This window comes from Streptomyces sp. NPDC058326 (genome assembly GCF_042879855.1).
Classification (GTDB): domain Bacteria; phylum Actinomycetota; class Actinomycetes; order Streptomycetales; family Streptomycetaceae; genus Streptomyces.
This window is the reverse complement of sequence record NZ_JBHVZO010000007.1, coordinates 67,845-82,678: the sequence shown is the minus strand read 5'-3', so window position 1 is coordinate 82,678 and position 14,834 is coordinate 67,845. Positions and strand designations below refer to the sequence as shown.

Below are 14,834 nucleotides of genomic sequence, written 5' to 3'. Positions count from 1 at the left end.
GGTGACATGCAGCACTCGCCTTGCAAACAGTGAATGGCTATGCGGTTCATCGATTGTTTCCGGGGCTCGTCCGCATGGTGGACACACCTCCGGGGTACGCAAACGTCCTGAATCGGCGTAATCGTAATAAATCGGGCACTCTCGCCTTTAAATGGTCGCGTGAAGCCGACCGACCGCCGCGGAGCCCTCCGCGCGGGAGCGGCCGCCGCCCTCGCGGGAGCCCTCGCCACCGCCTGCGGCACGGCCCCCCGACCCACCGCTCCCACCCCACGGGGTCCCGCCGCACCCACCCCACGGCCTCCCGCCCCCGCGCCCCACGCGGCCCCCGCCCCGCGGCGGCTCCCCGGACAGCCCGCAGAGATCACCCACGGCCCCCGAGACCGGCCCCGGGTCGCCCTCACCTTCCACGGCGAGGGCGACCCCGCCCTCGCCCGGATGCTCCTCACCCAGGCCGAGGACGCCGGCGCCCGCCTCACCGTCCTCGCCGTCGGCAGCTGGCTCGACGCCCACCCCGGCCTCGCCCGGCGGATCGTCGACGGCGGACACGACCTCGGCAACCACACCCAGCACCACACCGACGTCAACGCCCTGACCGAAGCCGAGGCCCTCGCCGAGATCGAGGCCTGCGCCACCCGGCTGCGCCGGCTCACCGGCTCCATCGGCACCTGGTTCCGGCCCTCCCGCACCCAGCACGCCACCCCTGCCGTCCTGCGCGCCGCCCACCGCGCCGGATACCCGCACGTCCTCTCGTACGACGTCGACTCCCTCGACCACACCTCGCCAGGCGCCGCCGCCGTCGTGCGCAACGTCACCGGCACGGCCCGCGCCGGATCCGTCGTCAGCCTGCACTTCGGCTACCCCGGCACCGCCGCCGCCCTGCCCCTCCTCCTCGCCGAACTCGACCGCCGGGGGCTCCGCGCGGTCACCACCACGGAGCTGCTGACCTGATGGCACACCCCACGCAGAGACACTTCACGAAGCGCACGAGAACCCTCCTCGCCGCCGCCGTCCTCGCTCTCCTCGCCGGCTGCGGCACCGGAGGCCCGGGTGACGGAGCCGCCGCCGCGAAGAAGGCCGCCCCCGTCAAGAAGGCCCCCGCCGCCCCGGCCGGGCTCCCCGGCATGCCGCCGCTCCTCGACCCGAACGACGTCTACGCCGCCGACCGGCCCGGCCGCCTCTCCCCGGTCGTCAAGGACTTCCCCTCCCGCGTCTACGTCCCCAACACCAACTCCAACACCGTCTCCGTCATCGACCCGGCCACCTACCAGGTCATCGAGACCATCCCCGTCGGCATCCAGCCCCAGCACGTCGTGCCCTCCTGGGACATGAAGACCCTCTGGGTCAACAACAACCGGGGCCACACCCTCACCCCCATCGACCCCGCCACCGGCGTCGCCGGCAAGCCCGTCGAGGTCCACGACCCGTACAACCTCTACTTCACGCCCAACGGCAAGTACGCGATCGTGATGGCCTCGCTCGACCGCGAACTCGTCTTCCGCGACCCGCACACCATGGAACGGAAGAAGACCGTCCCGGTCAGCTGCTACGGCGTCAACCACGCCGACTTCTCCGCCGACGGACGCTACTTCGTCGTCTCCTGCGAGTTCTCCGGCGAACTGCTCAAGGTCGACACGGAGAAGATGGAGGTCATCGGCCAGCAGAAACTGCCCCTCGAGGGCGCCATGCCGCAGGACGTGAAGATCTCCCCCGACGGCAAGACCTTCTACGTCGCCGACATGATGGCCCACGGCATGTGGGTCCTGGACGGCGAGAAGTTCACCACCCCCACCCTGATGCCGACCGGCAAGGGCTGCCACGGCCTCTACATCAGCCGGGACTCGCGCGAGATGTACGTGCCCAACCGAGGCGAGGGCTCGGTCTCCGTCTTCGACTTCGCGAAGAACAAGCTCACCAAGAAGTGGTGGCTCCCGGACGGCGGCTCCCCCGACATGGGAGGCGTCTCCGCCGACGGCAAGGTCCTTTGGCTCTCCGGCCGCTACGACTCCGAGGTCTACGCGATCGACACCACCACCGGAAAGCAGCTCGCCCGCATCCCGGTCGGCGGCGGCCCCCACGGCCTCGCCGTCTATCCCCAGCCGGGCCGCTACTCCCTCGGCCACACCGGCATCTTCCGGTAGCCCGGTCGGCCGCGAGCAGTCGCCGGGCGGGACCGTCCGGACAGGCCCTGATCAGTGGGCCACGAGCAGCGCCTCGGACGCCACCGGACGGAAGCCCGCCGCCTGGAAGACCCGCACGCTGCGGGCGTTGCCCGGCGACTGCTGCGCCCACACCACGCCGCCGGGGGTGAGATGCCGCGCCGCCGTCGCGAGCGCGCGGCCAAGACCCCGGTGGCGTACCTCCTCGTCCACCTCGATCGCCGCCTCCCAGCGGCCCGCGACACCCCGGCCCAGGATCAGCACCCCGCCGTCGGCCGCCCACACCCGTACCTCGTCGCGGAACTTCAGCGCCCGCGCCACCCTCGGGTGCTCCGGGTCCTCGATCTCGCGGAGCTCCAGCGGGGGAGGACCCGGCAGGGCGCCCGCCACCGTGAGCAGGTCGATCGTGTGCATCCGGCGGCCGGTACGGGCCATGAGGGCGGCCAGGAAGACCGGGTTCATGCTCGCCGCGAGCGGGTCGCTCGACGTGGCCGCCAGCTCGGCCCGTATCCACTCCGGGTCGGCGTCCGTGAACACCACCGAGTGGGCGGTGAAGGCGAGCACACCCGCGTCCCGCGGGTTCGGCTGCGGGACCACCGTCGTCGACCCGTCCGGAGGCGGGAACTCCCCGTCCGCCGCCGCTGCCAGGATCCGTGCCACCTCGTTGCTCATACCCCCATCATCCGGCACCGCCGCGCCAGCTAATCTGACCACCGTCAGAGAAGCACCAAGAAGGGGCGGAAGCAGTGGCGGACATCGAGTCGGCACGCACGGCATTCAACCGGTACGACGTGGACGGGGACGGCTTCATCACCGCCGCGGAGTACAAGAGCGTCATGGCGCAGCTGGGCGACTTCAACGTCACCGAGACGGTCGCCGAGGCCCTCATCAAGCAGCGTGACGCCAACAGCGACGGCAAGCTGTCCTGGGACGAGTTCTGGTCCCACCTCAGCAAGGCCTGACCCGCCGCCCGGGCGGGCCGGGCAACCCTGAGTTGCCGCCCGCCCGGGGCTCGGTGACGATCGTCCGGTGACGCTTCCCGGACCACCCGGTACCCCGAGCCGTCTGACAGCGGCGGTCCTCGCCGCTGTCGCCGTCCTCGTCGTCGCCCTGCTGGGCGGCGGCATAGCCCAGACGGGGACGGGCGAGCTCCGGATACCCGCCGCCGGCACCACCACGGTGCTGCGGCTCCTCGTACTCACCGGTCTGGCCGTGCACGTCGGTGAACTCGCCGGCAGCCGGCTCTCGGGCCAGGGGCCACGGCCCCGCGCCTGGTCCGCCCCCGCCGCCCTCCTCGCCGCGGCCGCCTCGGCCGGGCTCCTGATCCTCTTCACCGCCGTCAGCGGACTGAGCCCGACCGTCGTCTACGGGCTCCGCGAGGGCCGTCTCCTGCTCGTCACGGCCAACGCCTTCGTCCTGGCGGCCCTCTGCGCCGCCTCCCGGCGCCCCGCGCTCGCCGCCCTGCCGCTCGCCCTCGCCGTCGGGGCCGAGGCGATGCGGGCCCATCCGGAGACGTACCAGCCCCTCCTCGGGACCTGTCTCACCCTGGTCCACCTCACCGCCGCCTCGCTCTGGGCCGGCAGCCTCCTGTACGTGCTCCGCACCATGAGACTGCGCGGCGGCGGGCGGGACGTCCTCGTCCGGTACGCCCGGATGGCCGCATGGGTGTACGCCGCACTCGCGGTGACCGGCACCGTCTCGACGCTGCGCAAGCTGCCCCTCGACGCGGTCCTGAGCACCGGCTACGGCCGGGTGCTGCTCGTGAAACTGGTGCTGTTCGGCGGGGCGAGCCTGCTGGCGCTCGCCGCCCGGGGGCGGATGCTGGCCGGCGGGAACGCCCAGGCACCCGCGCGCGTGGAGGTGTCCGTGCTCGCGGCGATCATGGTCGTCTCGGCGCTGCTGACCGTGGTGCCGGACCCGGTCGCCCTCGGGCCCTGACGGTTCCCCCTCGCGGGCCGCCGCACGGTCCGGGGCACCGGCCCGGCGGCGCCCCGGCAGGCCGGGACCACCCGGAGCGCGAGTCCTCGCGGGCGGCCCCCTGTGACCGCCCTCAGCACTCGATGATGTTCACCGCGAGCCCGCCGCGCGCGGTCTCCTTGTACTTGACGCTCATGTCCGCGCCGGTCTCCTTCATGGTCTTGATGACCTTGTCGAGGGAGACCAGGTGGCTGCCGTCGCCGCGCATCGACATCTTCGCCGCCGTGACGGCCTTGACCGCCGCCATGCCGTTGCGTTCGATGCACGGGATCTGGACCAGACCGCCGACCGGGTCGCAGGTCAGGCCCAGGTTGTGCTCCATGCCGATCTCGGCCGCGTTCTCCACCTGCTCGGGGCTGCCGCCCAGGACCTCGGCGAGCGCGCCCGCCGCCATCGAGCAGGCCGAGCCGACCTCGCCCTGGCAGCCGACCTCGGCGCCGGAGATGGAGGCGTTCTCCTTGAAGAGCATGCCGATCGCGCCGGCGGCGAGGAGGAAGCGCACGACACCGTCGTCGTCGGCGCCGGGCACGAAGTTCATGTAGTAGTGCAGGACCGCCGGGATGATGCCGGCCGCGCCGTTCGTCGGAGCCGTGACCACACGGCCGCCCGCCGCGTTCTCCTCGTTCACGGCCATCGCGTAGAGGGTGATCCACTCCATCGAGTGCGCCGCCGGGTTGCCCTCGGAGCGGAGCTTGCGGGCGGAGTTCGCGGCGCGGCGGCGCACCTTGAGACCGCCGGGCAGGATGCCCTCGCGGGACATGCCGCGCGAGACGCAGGACTGCATGACCCGCCAGATCTCCAGGAGGCCCGCGCGGATCTCGTCCTCGGTGCGCCAGGCCTTCTCGTTCTCCAGCATCATCGCGGAGATGGACAGGCCGGTCTCCTTGGCGAGGCGGAGCAGCTCGTCACCGGTGCGGAAGGGGTACTTCAGGACGGTGTCGTCGGGGACGATCGGGTTCTCGCCCGCCACGGCGTCCTCGTCGACGACGAAGCCGCCGCCGACCGAGTAGTACGTCTTCTCCAGGACGAGGCCGCCGTCCGTGTCGTACGCGAAGATCGTCATCCCGTTGGCGTGGTACGGGAGTGCCTTGCGCCGGTGCAGGATCAGGTCGGCGTCGAAGTCGAAGGGGATCTCGTGCGCGCCGAGGAGGTTGAGCCGGCCGCTGGACTTGATCCGCTCGACCTCGTCGTCGGCGGTCTCCACGTTCACCGTGCGGGGCGAGCTGCCCTCCAGGCCGAGCAGGACCGCCTTCGGGGTGCCGTGGCCGTGGCCCGTGGCGCCGAGCGAGCCGTACAGCTCCGCTCGTATCTTCGCGGTGCCGGCGAGCAGGCCCTCGTTCTTCAGCCGGCGGGCGAACATCCGTGCCGCGCGCATCGGTCCCACCGTGTGGGAGCTCGACGGGCCGATGCCGATCGAGAACAGGTCGAAGACCGAGATGGCCACGGGGGACTCCTTGTGGGGGGCTAGACGCCGTTGTCTGCCGGGGTGGTGCAGAACGGAGCAGGAAGATCGGGAACGGGCACGACATGGGGTGGGGCACCGCGCTCACCTTTCAGTGTGCGCGATGCCCCGGACGTTCGTACGAACAAAAGGGTACGAAACTACTTCAGGCCGGGGTACAGCGGGTGCTTGTCGGCGAGCGCCGTCACCCGGGCCTTCAGCGACGCGGCCTTCTCGGCGTCGAAGCCGGGCTTCAGGGTCTCCGCGATGATGTCGCCGACCTCGGTGAAGTCCTCGGCCTGGAAGCCGCGGGTCGCGAGCGCCGGCGTGCCGATGCGCAGACCCGAGGTGACCATCGGCGGGCGCGGGTCGTTCGGAACGGCGTTCCGGTTGACCGTGATGCCGACCTCGTGGAGACGGTCCTCGGCCTGCTGGCCGTCCAGCTCGCTGTCGCGCAGGTCGACGAGGAGCAGGTGGACGTCGGTGCCGCCGGACAGGACCGAGACACCGTGGGCGGTGACGTCGTCCTGGACCAGGCGCTCGGCGATGATGCGGGCGCCGTCCAGGGTGCGCTGCTGGCGCTCCTTGAACTCCTCCGAGGCCGCGACCTTGAAGGAGACGGCCTTGGCCGCGATCACGTGCTCCAGCGGGCCGCCCTGGAAACCGGGGAAGACCGAGGAGTTCAGCTTCTTCGCGAACTCCTTTTTCGCCAGGATGATGCCGCCGCGGGGGCCGCCGAGCGTCTTGTGCGTGGTGGAGGTCACCACGTCCGCGTACTCGACCGGGTTCGGGTGCAGACCGGCGGCGACCAGGCCCGCGAAGTGGGCCATGTCGACCCACAGCTTGGCCTCGACCTCGTCGGCGATCCGGCGGAACTCGGCGAAGTCCAGCTGGCGCGGGTAGGCGGACCAGCCCGCGATGATCACCTTGGGGCGGTGCTCCTTGGCGAGGCGCTCGACCTCGGCCATGTCGACCAGACCGGCCTCGTCCACGTGGTACGCGACCACGTTGAACTGCTTGCCGGAGAAGTTCAGGCGCATGCCGTGGGTGAGGTGACCGCCGTGAGCCAGGTCGAGACCCAGGATCGTGTCGCCGGGCTGGGCGATGGCGAAGAGGGCGGCCTGGTTCGCGGAGGCACCGGAGTGCGGCTGGACGTTGGCGTACTCGGCGCCGAACAGGTCCTTGATCCGGTCGATCGCGATCTGCTCGGCCACGTCGACGTGCTCGCAGCCACCGTAGTAGCGGCGGCCCGGGTAGCCCTCGGCGTACTTGTTGGTGAGGACGGAGCCCTGCGCCTCCATGACGGCGACCGGAGCGAAGTTCTCCGAGGCGATCATCTCGAGGGTGGACTGCTGGCGGCGGAGCTCGGCGTCGACGGCGGCGGCGACGTCCGGGTCCAGCTCGTGGAGGGGAGTGTTCAGAAGCGACATGAATCGATCCCTAAGGGTCTCGTTTAGCCGGCGGTGAAGGCGGTGTACTCGTCGGCGGTGAGCAGGTCCTCCGGCTCACCGGCGAGGCGCACCTTGAACAGCCAGCCACCCGCGAACGGAGCCGTGTTCACCAGGGAGGGGTCGTCCACGACGTCCTGGTTGGCCTCGACGACCTCACCGGTCACCGGCGCGTACAGATCGCTGACGGACTTGGTGGACTCCAGCTCGCCACAGGACTCGCCCGCGGTCACCGTTTCACCGACCTCCGGGAGCTGCACGTAGACGACGTCGCCGAGGGCGTTCGCCGCGTGCTCCGTGATGCCGATCGTGGCGACACCGTCCTCGACGGCCGACAGCCACTCGTGCTCCTTGCTGTACCGCAGCTGCTGGGGGTTGCTCATGACCTGATTCTCCTGGATCGGGGGAGTGCTGATGAACGGGGGTCTCGCGGGATGAGACCGGGGATGAGACGACTGCGTCACTTCTGGCGCTTGTAGAACGGCAGCGCCACGACCTCGTACGGCTCGTGGGTGCCGCGGATGTCCACACCTACACCCTGGGTGCCGGGCTCGGCGTGCGCCGCGTCCACGTACGCCATCGCGATCGGCTTTCCGAGCGTCGGCGACGGCGCGCCGGACGTGACCTCGCCGATGACCACGCCGTCCTTGACGACGGGGAAGCCCGCGCGGGGGACCCGGCGGCCCTCGGCGACCAGACCGACGAGCTTGCGCGGCGGGGCGGTCTCGGCGCGTTCGGCGGCCTTCTCCAGCGCCTCACGGCTGACGAAGCGACCGTCGTTGGTCGTCTTCTCGAACTTCACGACCCTGCCGAGACCGGCGTCGAAGGGGGTGAGCGCGGTGGTCAGCTCGTGGCCGTACAGCGGCATGCCCGCCTCCAGGCGGAGCGTGTCGCGGCAGGAGAGACCGCAGGGGATCAGACCGACCGGCGCGCCCGCCTCGGTCAGCGCCTTCCAGACGCCCTCGGCGTGCTCGGGCTTCAGGAACAGCTCGAAGCCGTCCTCGCCGGTGTAGCCGGTACGGGCGATCAGGGCGGGCACACCGGCGACCGTGCCGGGCAGGCCCGCGTAGTACTTCAGGCCGTCCAGGTCGGCGTCGGTGATCGACTTCAGGATGCCGGGGGACTCCGGGCCCTGGACGGCGATCAGGGCGTACGCGTCACGGTCGTCGCGGACCTCGGCGTCGAAGCCGCCCGAGCGGGCCACCAGGGCGTCCAGGACGATCTGCGCGTTGGAGGCGTTGGCGACGACCATGTACTCCGTCTCGCCGAGGCGGTAGACGATCAGGTCGTCGAGGATGCCGCCGTCCTCCTGGCAGATCATCGTGTAGCGGGCACGGCCGTTGCCCACGGTGGAGATGTTGCCGACGAGGGCGTGGTCGAGGAGCTCGACCGCCTGCGGGCCCGTGACGGTGATCTCGCCCATGTGGGAGAGGTCGAAGAGGCCCGCCTTCGTGCGGACGGCGTTGTGCTCGTCGCGCTCGCTGCCGTACCGCAGCGGCATGTCCCAGCCGGCGAAGTCGGTCATGGTCGCGCCCAGGGAACGATGCAGGGCATCGAGGGCGGTGAGGCGGGGGGCAGTGCTCATGGGGTGGCTCCCGGGTCCCAAGGGCGTGATCGGTGACGAAACACATGACGGGCGAGGACGTCCTCCCCATCTGTCATGGAACCTGAGAGGTTCACCGAGAGCATCTCGTCACCGAGAGATCGGCTTGCACCTTGGGTGGGGACACAGCAGGGTGTCCCGCTTTTCAGATCTGCCTCATCCGCGCGGTACGGGGCCTGAGAGATTCAAGGGAGGGTCTTGCTCCTTCGGCGTCCGGACACGCGGTGCGGTCCGGAACTCTCCCGCGCGGATTCGAGCGGCCGGTATGCGATTGTGTGGCGACTGTGCGCGCCTGGCGGGCACATCATTGCACGCGAGCTCGGCGGGGCATATCGCTTGTGTCCCATTACCGTTTCTTTACACTTTGTGGGCAAGGGTCTCCCAAGGCCCGGCAGGGGGAGAAGCGATGAGGATCCAGCACAGCGGCGCGTGCGCGCCGAGTACCGGCATACCGTCACAGCGCGCCCGCGCCAGGACCCGCGGCCGCGGCCGGCTCCTCCGCGACCTGCGCGAGCGCGGCGGCCGCGCCCCCCGCGCCCTCACCTTCGCGGCCGGCGACCTCGTGGTCGTCTCCGGGCTCCCCGGCAGCGGCAAGTCGACCCTGATGAAGCGCGCCGCCGAGGGCACCGGCATCGACTCCCAGGACGCCCGCGAGCGCTGGGAGGCCCGGATGCCCGGCCTCCTGCCGTACGCCGTCTACCGCCCCCTGGTCCGGCTCGCGCACTACGCGGGGCTGCGCCGCGCCCTGCGTACCGGCGCCGGAGTGGTCGTGCACGACTGCGGTACCCAGTCCTGGGTGCGCGGCTGGCTGGCCCGCGAGGCCCGCCGCCGCGGCCGGTCCCTGCACCTGCTCCTCCTCGACGTCTCCCCCGACACCGCCCGCGAGGGGCAGCGCGCCCGTGGCCGGGGCGTCTCCGCCTACGCCTTCGCCCGGCACCGGCGGGCCGTCGGCAGGCTCGTCGAGGCCGCCGAGTCCGGCCGCCTCCCGCACGGCTGCGCCTCGGCCACCCTGCTCGACCGGGACGCGGCGGACGCGCTTCGGAAGATCGGATTCCGGGAGACCTGCTGACGGACCCCCCGACCCCGGCCCGCCTTCGTTCCGTACCCTTTTGGCCACGACGGCGCCGAGGCGGCGTTAGGGTGCTGCCGGGCGGCCGGTGCGGCAGGCCGTGCGAGAAGGGGAAACGGGACCGTGGACGTGACGTGGCCGGGCAACGAACTGGAAGAGGTCCTTGCCGCATCCCTCGGCAACCCCGCGGCCGGCGCCCGCCTGGTCGAGACGCTCGGCCGCAGCCCGATCTGGGTGCCCCTGCCCAACGGCGGCGGACCCGAAAGCCCCGACCTCGACCTCCCCACCATGGAGATCGACGGCGCGGCCTACGTCCCCGTCTTCAGCTCCGAGCAGCAGTTCCTCGCCTGTGTCGGCAGTCACATGTCGTTCACCGTCGCGCCCGCCCGCGACTTCGCCCGCGGCCTGCCCCCGCAGCTCGGCATCGCCGTGAACCCCGGCGGCACCGTCGGCGTCCCGCTGCCCCCGCCCGCCGTCGCCGAACTCTGCCGCGTCGGCCGCACCCCGCTCGACGGCCCCGCGAGCGGCGGCCGCGTCCGCCTCTTCGAGCCCGACTGGCAGGACGACCCCGTCGACTTCCTCGCCGCCGCCTCCGCCGAGTTCGACGCCACCGGCGTCGTGACCACCGCCCGCCGCGCCCTCGCCAGCGTCGAGGGCACCGAACCCGCCCTCTTCATCGGCGTCCAGCTGGCCGCCTGGGACGGCGTCGACCGCAACGCGCCCCTGGACGCCCTGGGCCGCGCCCTCGGCCGGGTCGAGGTCGCCTGGCCGGTCAACCTCATCCTGCTCGACATGGCCCAGGACCCGGTCGGCGACTGGATGCTGGAGCGGGTGCGACCCTTCTACCAGCGCGCCGCCGTGTGACCGGCCCCCTGCTTAAGCTGAACTGAATCGGTAGCTGGACGAACGTGGTGAACGGAAGAGGGGCGGGACCCAGGGTGAGTGCGTCAGGCACCGCTGCGCCAGGACAGGTCGAGCACATGCTGCGCCAGGTGGCACCCGGACGCTACGACGCGTACGAGCAGCTCCTGCACGCCCTCGCCGACGGCGAGCTCTGGATGCTGCTCTGGGACGGCGCTCCCGGCTCGTCCGACGCCCAGTACGGGAACATGGAGGTCGACGGCTTCGGCTACGCGCCCTGCGTCACCTCCGCCCAGGAACTCGCCGCGTCCGGCTGGAACCGCGCCCACGAGCTCGTCACCGGCCGGGAGATCGCCCGGGCCCTCTACCCCGACCGCTGGGGCGTCTGGCTGAATCCGCACGCCCCCGGCGGCGGCGTCGGCATCCCCTGGGCCGATCTGCGCCGGATCGCCACCGGCCTCGACCGGATGCCCGCCGGGCCGCTGCGGGTCACCGAGCCCAGCCTGGAGATCCCGCAGTTCTACGCCCTGCTCACGCAGAACGCGCACCGCACGGCCGCGGTCCGGGCGCTGCGCCGCGGCTGGGTGCAGCCCGCGCTCGGCACCCCGTACCTCGTCATCGGTCTCGATCTGTACGACACCTCCGCGGCGGCCGTCGACACGGTCCGCGCGATGATGCGCCAGTCGATCGGCGCCGTACCCGACGGGCTGCCCGTCTCGACGGTCGCCCTCTCCGACGCGTACGACCCGGTGGCGCTCTGGCTGCGGGCGAACGGACGGCCCTTCTACGACCGCGAGGCGCACGCCGGGCGCGGTTCCGCGCCCGTCCCCGGATACGGCTACCCGCCCCCGGCTCCGTCCGGATACTGAGACGCCTCTCTTCTCACATCGCATCCCACCGGCCTCCGGAGTCCGCTCCGGAGGCCGTCGTTCGCCCTGATTAACCACCTCGAGCGCCCAGTTGAGCGACATGTCCGATTGAGGGGAAGAGGCCCCGAGATGGTCCGCTCACGTGATCGCGACGTCCGGATAACGGAAGTCACAGCACCGCATCACGTTTGAGCAAACATTCCCCGTCAGGGCTGGCGGGTGATCACAAACGCATTGAAGACTCCCCGGAACACCGGGCGTTCGGCTCCTTTCGAGCAGGTGCCCAGCAGGTTGTTCCACCGAGCCGCTACCCGCGGCGGGCAAGGGCCGGCTACCGGCGGCCGAGAGGGGTCCTCACCACGATGACGGCACCACTGCGCGAGACGAGTGCGGGCGAGTCGACCGCCACCGTCGACGCTACGCCCGACGCACCCGGCACTCCGGACAACTCCGGCAAGGCGATCGAGGGCCGCTCGCCCTGGAAGATCGCCTGGACCCGCCTCAAGCGCGACAAACTGGCCCTCGCGGGCGCCTTCGTCGTCCTCTTCCTCGTTCTGGTCGCGCTCTTCGCGCCGGTCATCGTCGGCCTCCTCGGCCACCCGCCGAACGAGTTCCACGAGGACCAGATCGACCCGCTCTTCGGCACCCCGATCGGCTCCTGGGGCGGCATCAGCTCCGAGTTTCTCCTCGGCGTCGAGCCCGTCAACGGCCGCGACGTCTTCAGCCGGATCGTCTACGGCGCCCAGATCTCGCTGCTCGTCGCCTTCCTCGCGGCGGTCTTCGCCGTCGTCCTCGGCACGGTCCTCGGCATCATCGCGGGCTACTTCGGCGGCTGGATCGACGCGGTCCTCAGCCGGGTCATGGACGTGATGCTCGCCTTCCCGCAGCTGCTCTTCACGATCGCCCTGGTCTCCGTCCTGCCGAACGAACTCCTCGGCCTCGACGGCTCGGGCGTCCGCATCGCCGCCCTCGTCCTCGTCATCGGCTTCTTCGGCTGGCCGTACGTGGGCCGCATCGTCCGCGGCCAGACCCTCTCGCTGCGCAACCGCGAGTACGTCGAGGCCGCCCAGAGCCTGGGCGCCGGCCGGCTCTACATCCTGCGCCGCGAGCTGCTGCCCAACCTGATCGCCCCGATCACGGTCTACGCGACCCTCATGATCCCCACCAACATCCTCACCGAAGCGGCCCTCAGCTTCCTCGGCGCGGGCGTGAAGCCTCCCACCGCTTCCTGGGGGCAGATGCTGTCGACGGCCATCACCACGTACGAGGCGGACCCGCTCTTCATGGTGATCCCCGGCCTCGCGATCTTCATCACCGTTCTGGCGTTCAACCTCTTCGGCGACGGCGTGCGTGACGCGCTCGACCCGAAGGGCTCCCGCTGACCGTTCGCCGACGACACGCAAGACCCGCCCCTGCCGCTGGCGACAGGAGGCTCACCCCAATCGGCGGACCGCCGTATCGGCCGCCACTACCCGGAGGTTGCGAGACCCATGAGTCTGATGAGCTCTCAGAGGCGCAGAATCGCCGCAGGCGCGCTGCTCGCGGCGGCCACGATGGTCGTCACCACCGCCTGCGGCGGCGACACCGGCAACGGCGGTGAGAAGGGCAAGGGCGCCGCGGCCGGCTTCAACGCCGCGGTGAACAAGGTCGCCAACCCCTCCGACAAGAAGGGTGGCGAGCTGAAGTTCATCGGCTCGCAGGAGGCCGACTCGTGGGACCCGCAGCGCGGCTACTACGGCTTCGTGTGGGACTTCGCCCGCTACTACACCCGCCAGCTGGTCACCTTCAAGGCCGAGCCGGGCGCCGCCTCCACCGAGCTCGTCCCGGACCTCGCCACCGACGCCGGCAAGGTCTCGGCCGACGGCCTCACGTACACCTTCACGCTGAAGGACGGGGTGACCTGGGAGGACGGCAAGCCGATCACCTCCAAGGACATCAAGTACGGCATCGAGCGCATCTGGGCCCAGGACGTCATCTCCGGCGGCCCGATCTACCTCCAGCAGGTCCTCGACCCCAAGGGCGAGTACAAGGGTCCGTACAAGGACACCTCCGCGGACAAGCTCGGCCTGAAGGCGATCGAGACCCCGGACGACAAGACCATCATCTTCAAGCTGCCGGTCGCCAACGGTGACTTCCTGCAGATGCTGGCCATGCCCGCCGCCTCCCCGGTCCGCCAGGACAAGGACACCAAGGCCAAGTACGGCCTGAAGCCCTTCTCCTCCGGCCCGTACAAGTGGGACTCGTACACGCCGAACAAGTCCATCAAGCTCGTCCGCAACGACAAGTGGGACGCGAAGACGGACACCATCCGCAAGGCGCTCCCGGACAAGATCAGCGTCACGTTCACCACGAACGCCGACGACATGGACAACCGTCTGATCGAGGGCGAGTACGACCTCGACATCAACGCCACGGGCATCGGCTCCGCCGCCCGCCAGAAGGCGCTCCAGCAGCACAAGGGGAACGTCGACAACCCGCAGACGGGCTTCATCCGTTACGCGGTCTTCCCGCAGACGGTCATCCCCAACATCGAGTGCCGCAAGGCCATCATCTACGCGGCCGACTCCAAGTCCCTCCAGACCGCCCGTGGCGGCCCGCAGGCCGGTGGCGACATCGCCTCCAACATGCTGCCGCCGGCGATCAAGGGCGCCGACCCGAAGGCCGACCCGTACGGCAAGCTGGGCGGCGCGCCGGACCTCGCCAAGGCGAAGGAGGCCCTGAAGAAGTGCGGTAAGCCGAACGGCTTCAAGACCACCATCGCGGTCCGCAACAACAAGAAGATCGAGATCGCGACCGCCGAGTCCCTCCAGCAGTCGCTGAAGGCCGCCGGCATCGACGCCCAGATCGACCTGTTCGACGGCGCCCAGACCTCCGGCATCATCGGTTCGCCGAAGGTGGTCAAGGACAAGGGCTACGGCATCATCATCATGGGCTGGGGCGCCGACTTCCCGTCCGGCCAGGGCTTCCTGCAGCCGCTGGTCGACGGCCGCTTCATCCTCGAGAGCGGCAACAACAACTTCTCCGAGCTGAACGACAAGGCCATCAACGGCCTCTTCGACCAGGCGCTGAAGGAGACCGACCCCGACAAGGCCGGCGAGCTCTACAAGCAGATCAACACGAAGGTCTCGGAGGCCGCGGTCTACCTGCCCTTCACCCACGAGAAGAACATCATCTGGCGCAGCTCCCGGCTGACCAACGTCTACACGGCCGACGCGTACAACGGCCGTTACGACTACGCGTCGCTCGGCGTCGTCAAGTAATCCGACCCGCTCCACCGGCGCACCACCCGCCGCCAGGTCCGAAGGGCAGGTGATGGCCGAGGGCGGCGGGCGGGGGGCCCCCAGGGGGGCCCCCCCCCCCCCCCCGCCGCCCCCCCGGGTGGGTTAAAATTGACGCCGGGGGTTGGAAGA

At 70.7% G+C, this 14,834-nt stretch carries 14 protein-coding genes and 1 riboswitch; of the genes, 9 read left to right on the top strand and 5 right to left on the bottom strand.

Annotated elements, in window-relative coordinates:
• The first annotated feature begins 159 nt into the window (after positions 1–159).
• Both ACFVYX_RS15675 and ACFVYX_RS15670 read left to right on the top strand, forming a co-directional pair.
• Positions 160–948, top strand: coding sequence for a polysaccharide deacetylase family protein (locus ACFVYX_RS15675; RefSeq protein WP_389681908.1), 789 nt, complete (start codon positions 160–162; stop codon positions 946–948).
• Positions 948–2,138 (top strand): YncE family protein, encoded by a 1,191-nt coding sequence (locus tag ACFVYX_RS15670; protein WP_389681907.1) that lies wholly within the window; start codon positions 948–950, stop codon positions 2,136–2,138. Before ACFVYX_RS15675 ends, ACFVYX_RS15670 begins: the two co-directional genes overlap by 1 nt.
• A gap of 51 nt (positions 2,139–2,189) precedes the next feature.
• On the opposite strand, the gene ACFVYX_RS15665 is transcribed toward ACFVYX_RS15670, so the two are convergent.
• Complete coding sequence (locus tag ACFVYX_RS15665; RefSeq protein ID WP_389681906.1) at positions 2,190–2,828, bottom strand: GNAT family N-acetyltransferase; 639 nt, start codon at positions 2,826–2,828, stop codon at positions 2,190–2,192.
• Between the two features lie 74 nt (positions 2,829–2,902).
• Between ACFVYX_RS15665 and ACFVYX_RS15660 the strand changes: the two genes are divergently transcribed.
• Together ACFVYX_RS15660 and ACFVYX_RS15655 are read left to right on the top strand one after the other, a co-directional pair.
• Entirely contained in the window at positions 2,903–3,118 is a 216-nt protein-coding gene (locus tag ACFVYX_RS15660; protein ID WP_389681905.1) for an EF-hand domain-containing protein, read from the top strand.
• 67 nt (positions 3,119–3,185) lie between these two features.
• Positions 3,186–4,094 carry a CopD family protein gene (locus ACFVYX_RS15655; protein ID WP_389681904.1) on the top strand — a complete coding sequence of 303 codons (909 nt, stop codon included), beginning with the start codon at positions 3,186–3,188 and terminating at the stop codon, positions 4,092–4,094.
• 112 nt (positions 4,095–4,206) lie between these two features.
• Here the strand turns inward: ACFVYX_RS15655 and ACFVYX_RS15650 are convergent, their stop codons facing one another.
• From ACFVYX_RS15650 to gcvT, 4 genes are all read right to left on the bottom strand, one after another.
• A complete protein-coding gene (locus ACFVYX_RS15650) occupies positions 4,207–5,577 on the bottom strand; it encodes an L-serine ammonia-lyase (RefSeq protein WP_389681903.1) in 1,371 nt (456 codons plus the stop codon).
• A gap of 158 nt (positions 5,578–5,735) precedes the next feature.
• The gene (glyA, locus tag ACFVYX_RS15645) at positions 5,736–7,004 is read right to left on the bottom strand and encodes a serine hydroxymethyltransferase (RefSeq protein ID WP_389681902.1); all 1,269 of its coding nucleotides are present in this window, start codon (positions 7,002–7,004) and stop codon (positions 5,736–5,738) included.
• A 23-nt stretch (positions 7,005–7,027) separates the two neighbouring features.
• On the bottom strand, positions 7,028–7,405 hold the full coding sequence (gene gcvH, locus ACFVYX_RS15640; RefSeq protein WP_389681901.1) for a glycine cleavage system protein GcvH: 378 nt from the start codon (positions 7,403–7,405) through the stop codon (positions 7,028–7,030).
• Positions 7,406–7,482: 77 nt separating this feature from the next.
• Complete coding sequence (gene gcvT, locus ACFVYX_RS15635; RefSeq protein ID WP_389681900.1) at positions 7,483–8,607, bottom strand: glycine cleavage system aminomethyltransferase GcvT; 1,125 nt, start codon at positions 8,605–8,607, stop codon at positions 7,483–7,485.
• Between the two features lie 173 nt (positions 8,608–8,780).
• Positions 8,781–8,880, bottom strand: a riboswitch (glycine riboswitch).
• 151 nt (positions 8,881–9,031) lie between these two features.
• Between gcvT and ACFVYX_RS15630 the strand changes: the two genes are divergently transcribed.
• From ACFVYX_RS15630 to ACFVYX_RS15610, 5 genes are all read left to right on the top strand, one after another.
• Positions 9,032–9,694, top strand: coding sequence for an AAA family ATPase (locus ACFVYX_RS15630; protein WP_389681899.1), 663 nt, complete (start codon positions 9,032–9,034; stop codon positions 9,692–9,694).
• Positions 9,695–9,817: 123 nt separating this feature from the next.
• The gene (locus ACFVYX_RS15625) at positions 9,818–10,558 is read left to right on the top strand and encodes an enhanced serine sensitivity protein SseB (RefSeq protein ID WP_389681898.1); all 741 of its coding nucleotides are present in this window, start codon (positions 9,818–9,820) and stop codon (positions 10,556–10,558) included.
• A 74-nt stretch (positions 10,559–10,632) separates the two neighbouring features.
• On the top strand, positions 10,633–11,424 hold the full coding sequence (locus ACFVYX_RS15620) for an enhanced serine sensitivity protein SseB C-terminal domain-containing protein (RefSeq protein ID WP_389681897.1): 792 nt from the start codon (positions 10,633–10,635) through the stop codon (positions 11,422–11,424).
• 362 nt (positions 11,425–11,786) lie between these two features.
• Positions 11,787–12,806 carry an ABC transporter permease gene (locus ACFVYX_RS15615; protein ID WP_389681896.1) on the top strand — a complete coding sequence of 340 codons (1,020 nt, stop codon included), beginning with the start codon at positions 11,787–11,789 and terminating at the stop codon, positions 12,804–12,806.
• Positions 12,807–12,914: 108 nt separating this feature from the next.
• Positions 12,915–14,684, top strand: coding sequence for an ABC transporter substrate-binding protein (locus ACFVYX_RS15610; protein ID WP_389681895.1), 1,770 nt, complete (start codon positions 12,915–12,917; stop codon positions 14,682–14,684).
• Positions 14,685–14,834: the final 150 nt, after the last annotated feature.

Bases quoted from the DNA above. Each gene is read 5' to 3' on its own strand.
- glyA (WP_389681902.1), bottom strand. From the start codon at position 7,004: ATGTCGCTTCTGAACACTCCCCTCCACGAGCTGGACCCGGACGTCGCC.
- ACFVYX_RS15615 (WP_389681896.1), top strand. From the start codon at position 11,787: ATGACGGCACCACTGCGCGAGACGAGTGCGGGCGAGTCGACCGCCACC.
- gcvT (WP_389681900.1), bottom strand. From the start codon at position 8,607: ATGAGCACTGCCCCCCGCCTCACCGCCCTCGATGCCCTGCATCGTTCC.
- gcvH (WP_389681901.1), bottom strand. From the start codon at position 7,405: ATGAGCAACCCCCAGCAGCTGCGGTACAGCAAGGAGCACGAGTGGCTG.
- ACFVYX_RS15610 (WP_389681895.1), top strand. From the start codon at position 12,915: ATGAGTCTGATGAGCTCTCAGAGGCGCAGAATCGCCGCAGGCGCGCTG.
- ACFVYX_RS15630 (WP_389681899.1), top strand. From the start codon at position 9,032: ATGAGGATCCAGCACAGCGGCGCGTGCGCGCCGAGTACCGGCATACCG.
- ACFVYX_RS15665 (WP_389681906.1), bottom strand. From the start codon at position 2,828: ATGAGCAACGAGGTGGCACGGATCCTGGCAGCGGCGGCGGACGGGGAG.
- ACFVYX_RS15670 (WP_389681907.1), top strand. From the start codon at position 948: ATGGCACACCCCACGCAGAGACACTTCACGAAGCGCACGAGAACCCTC.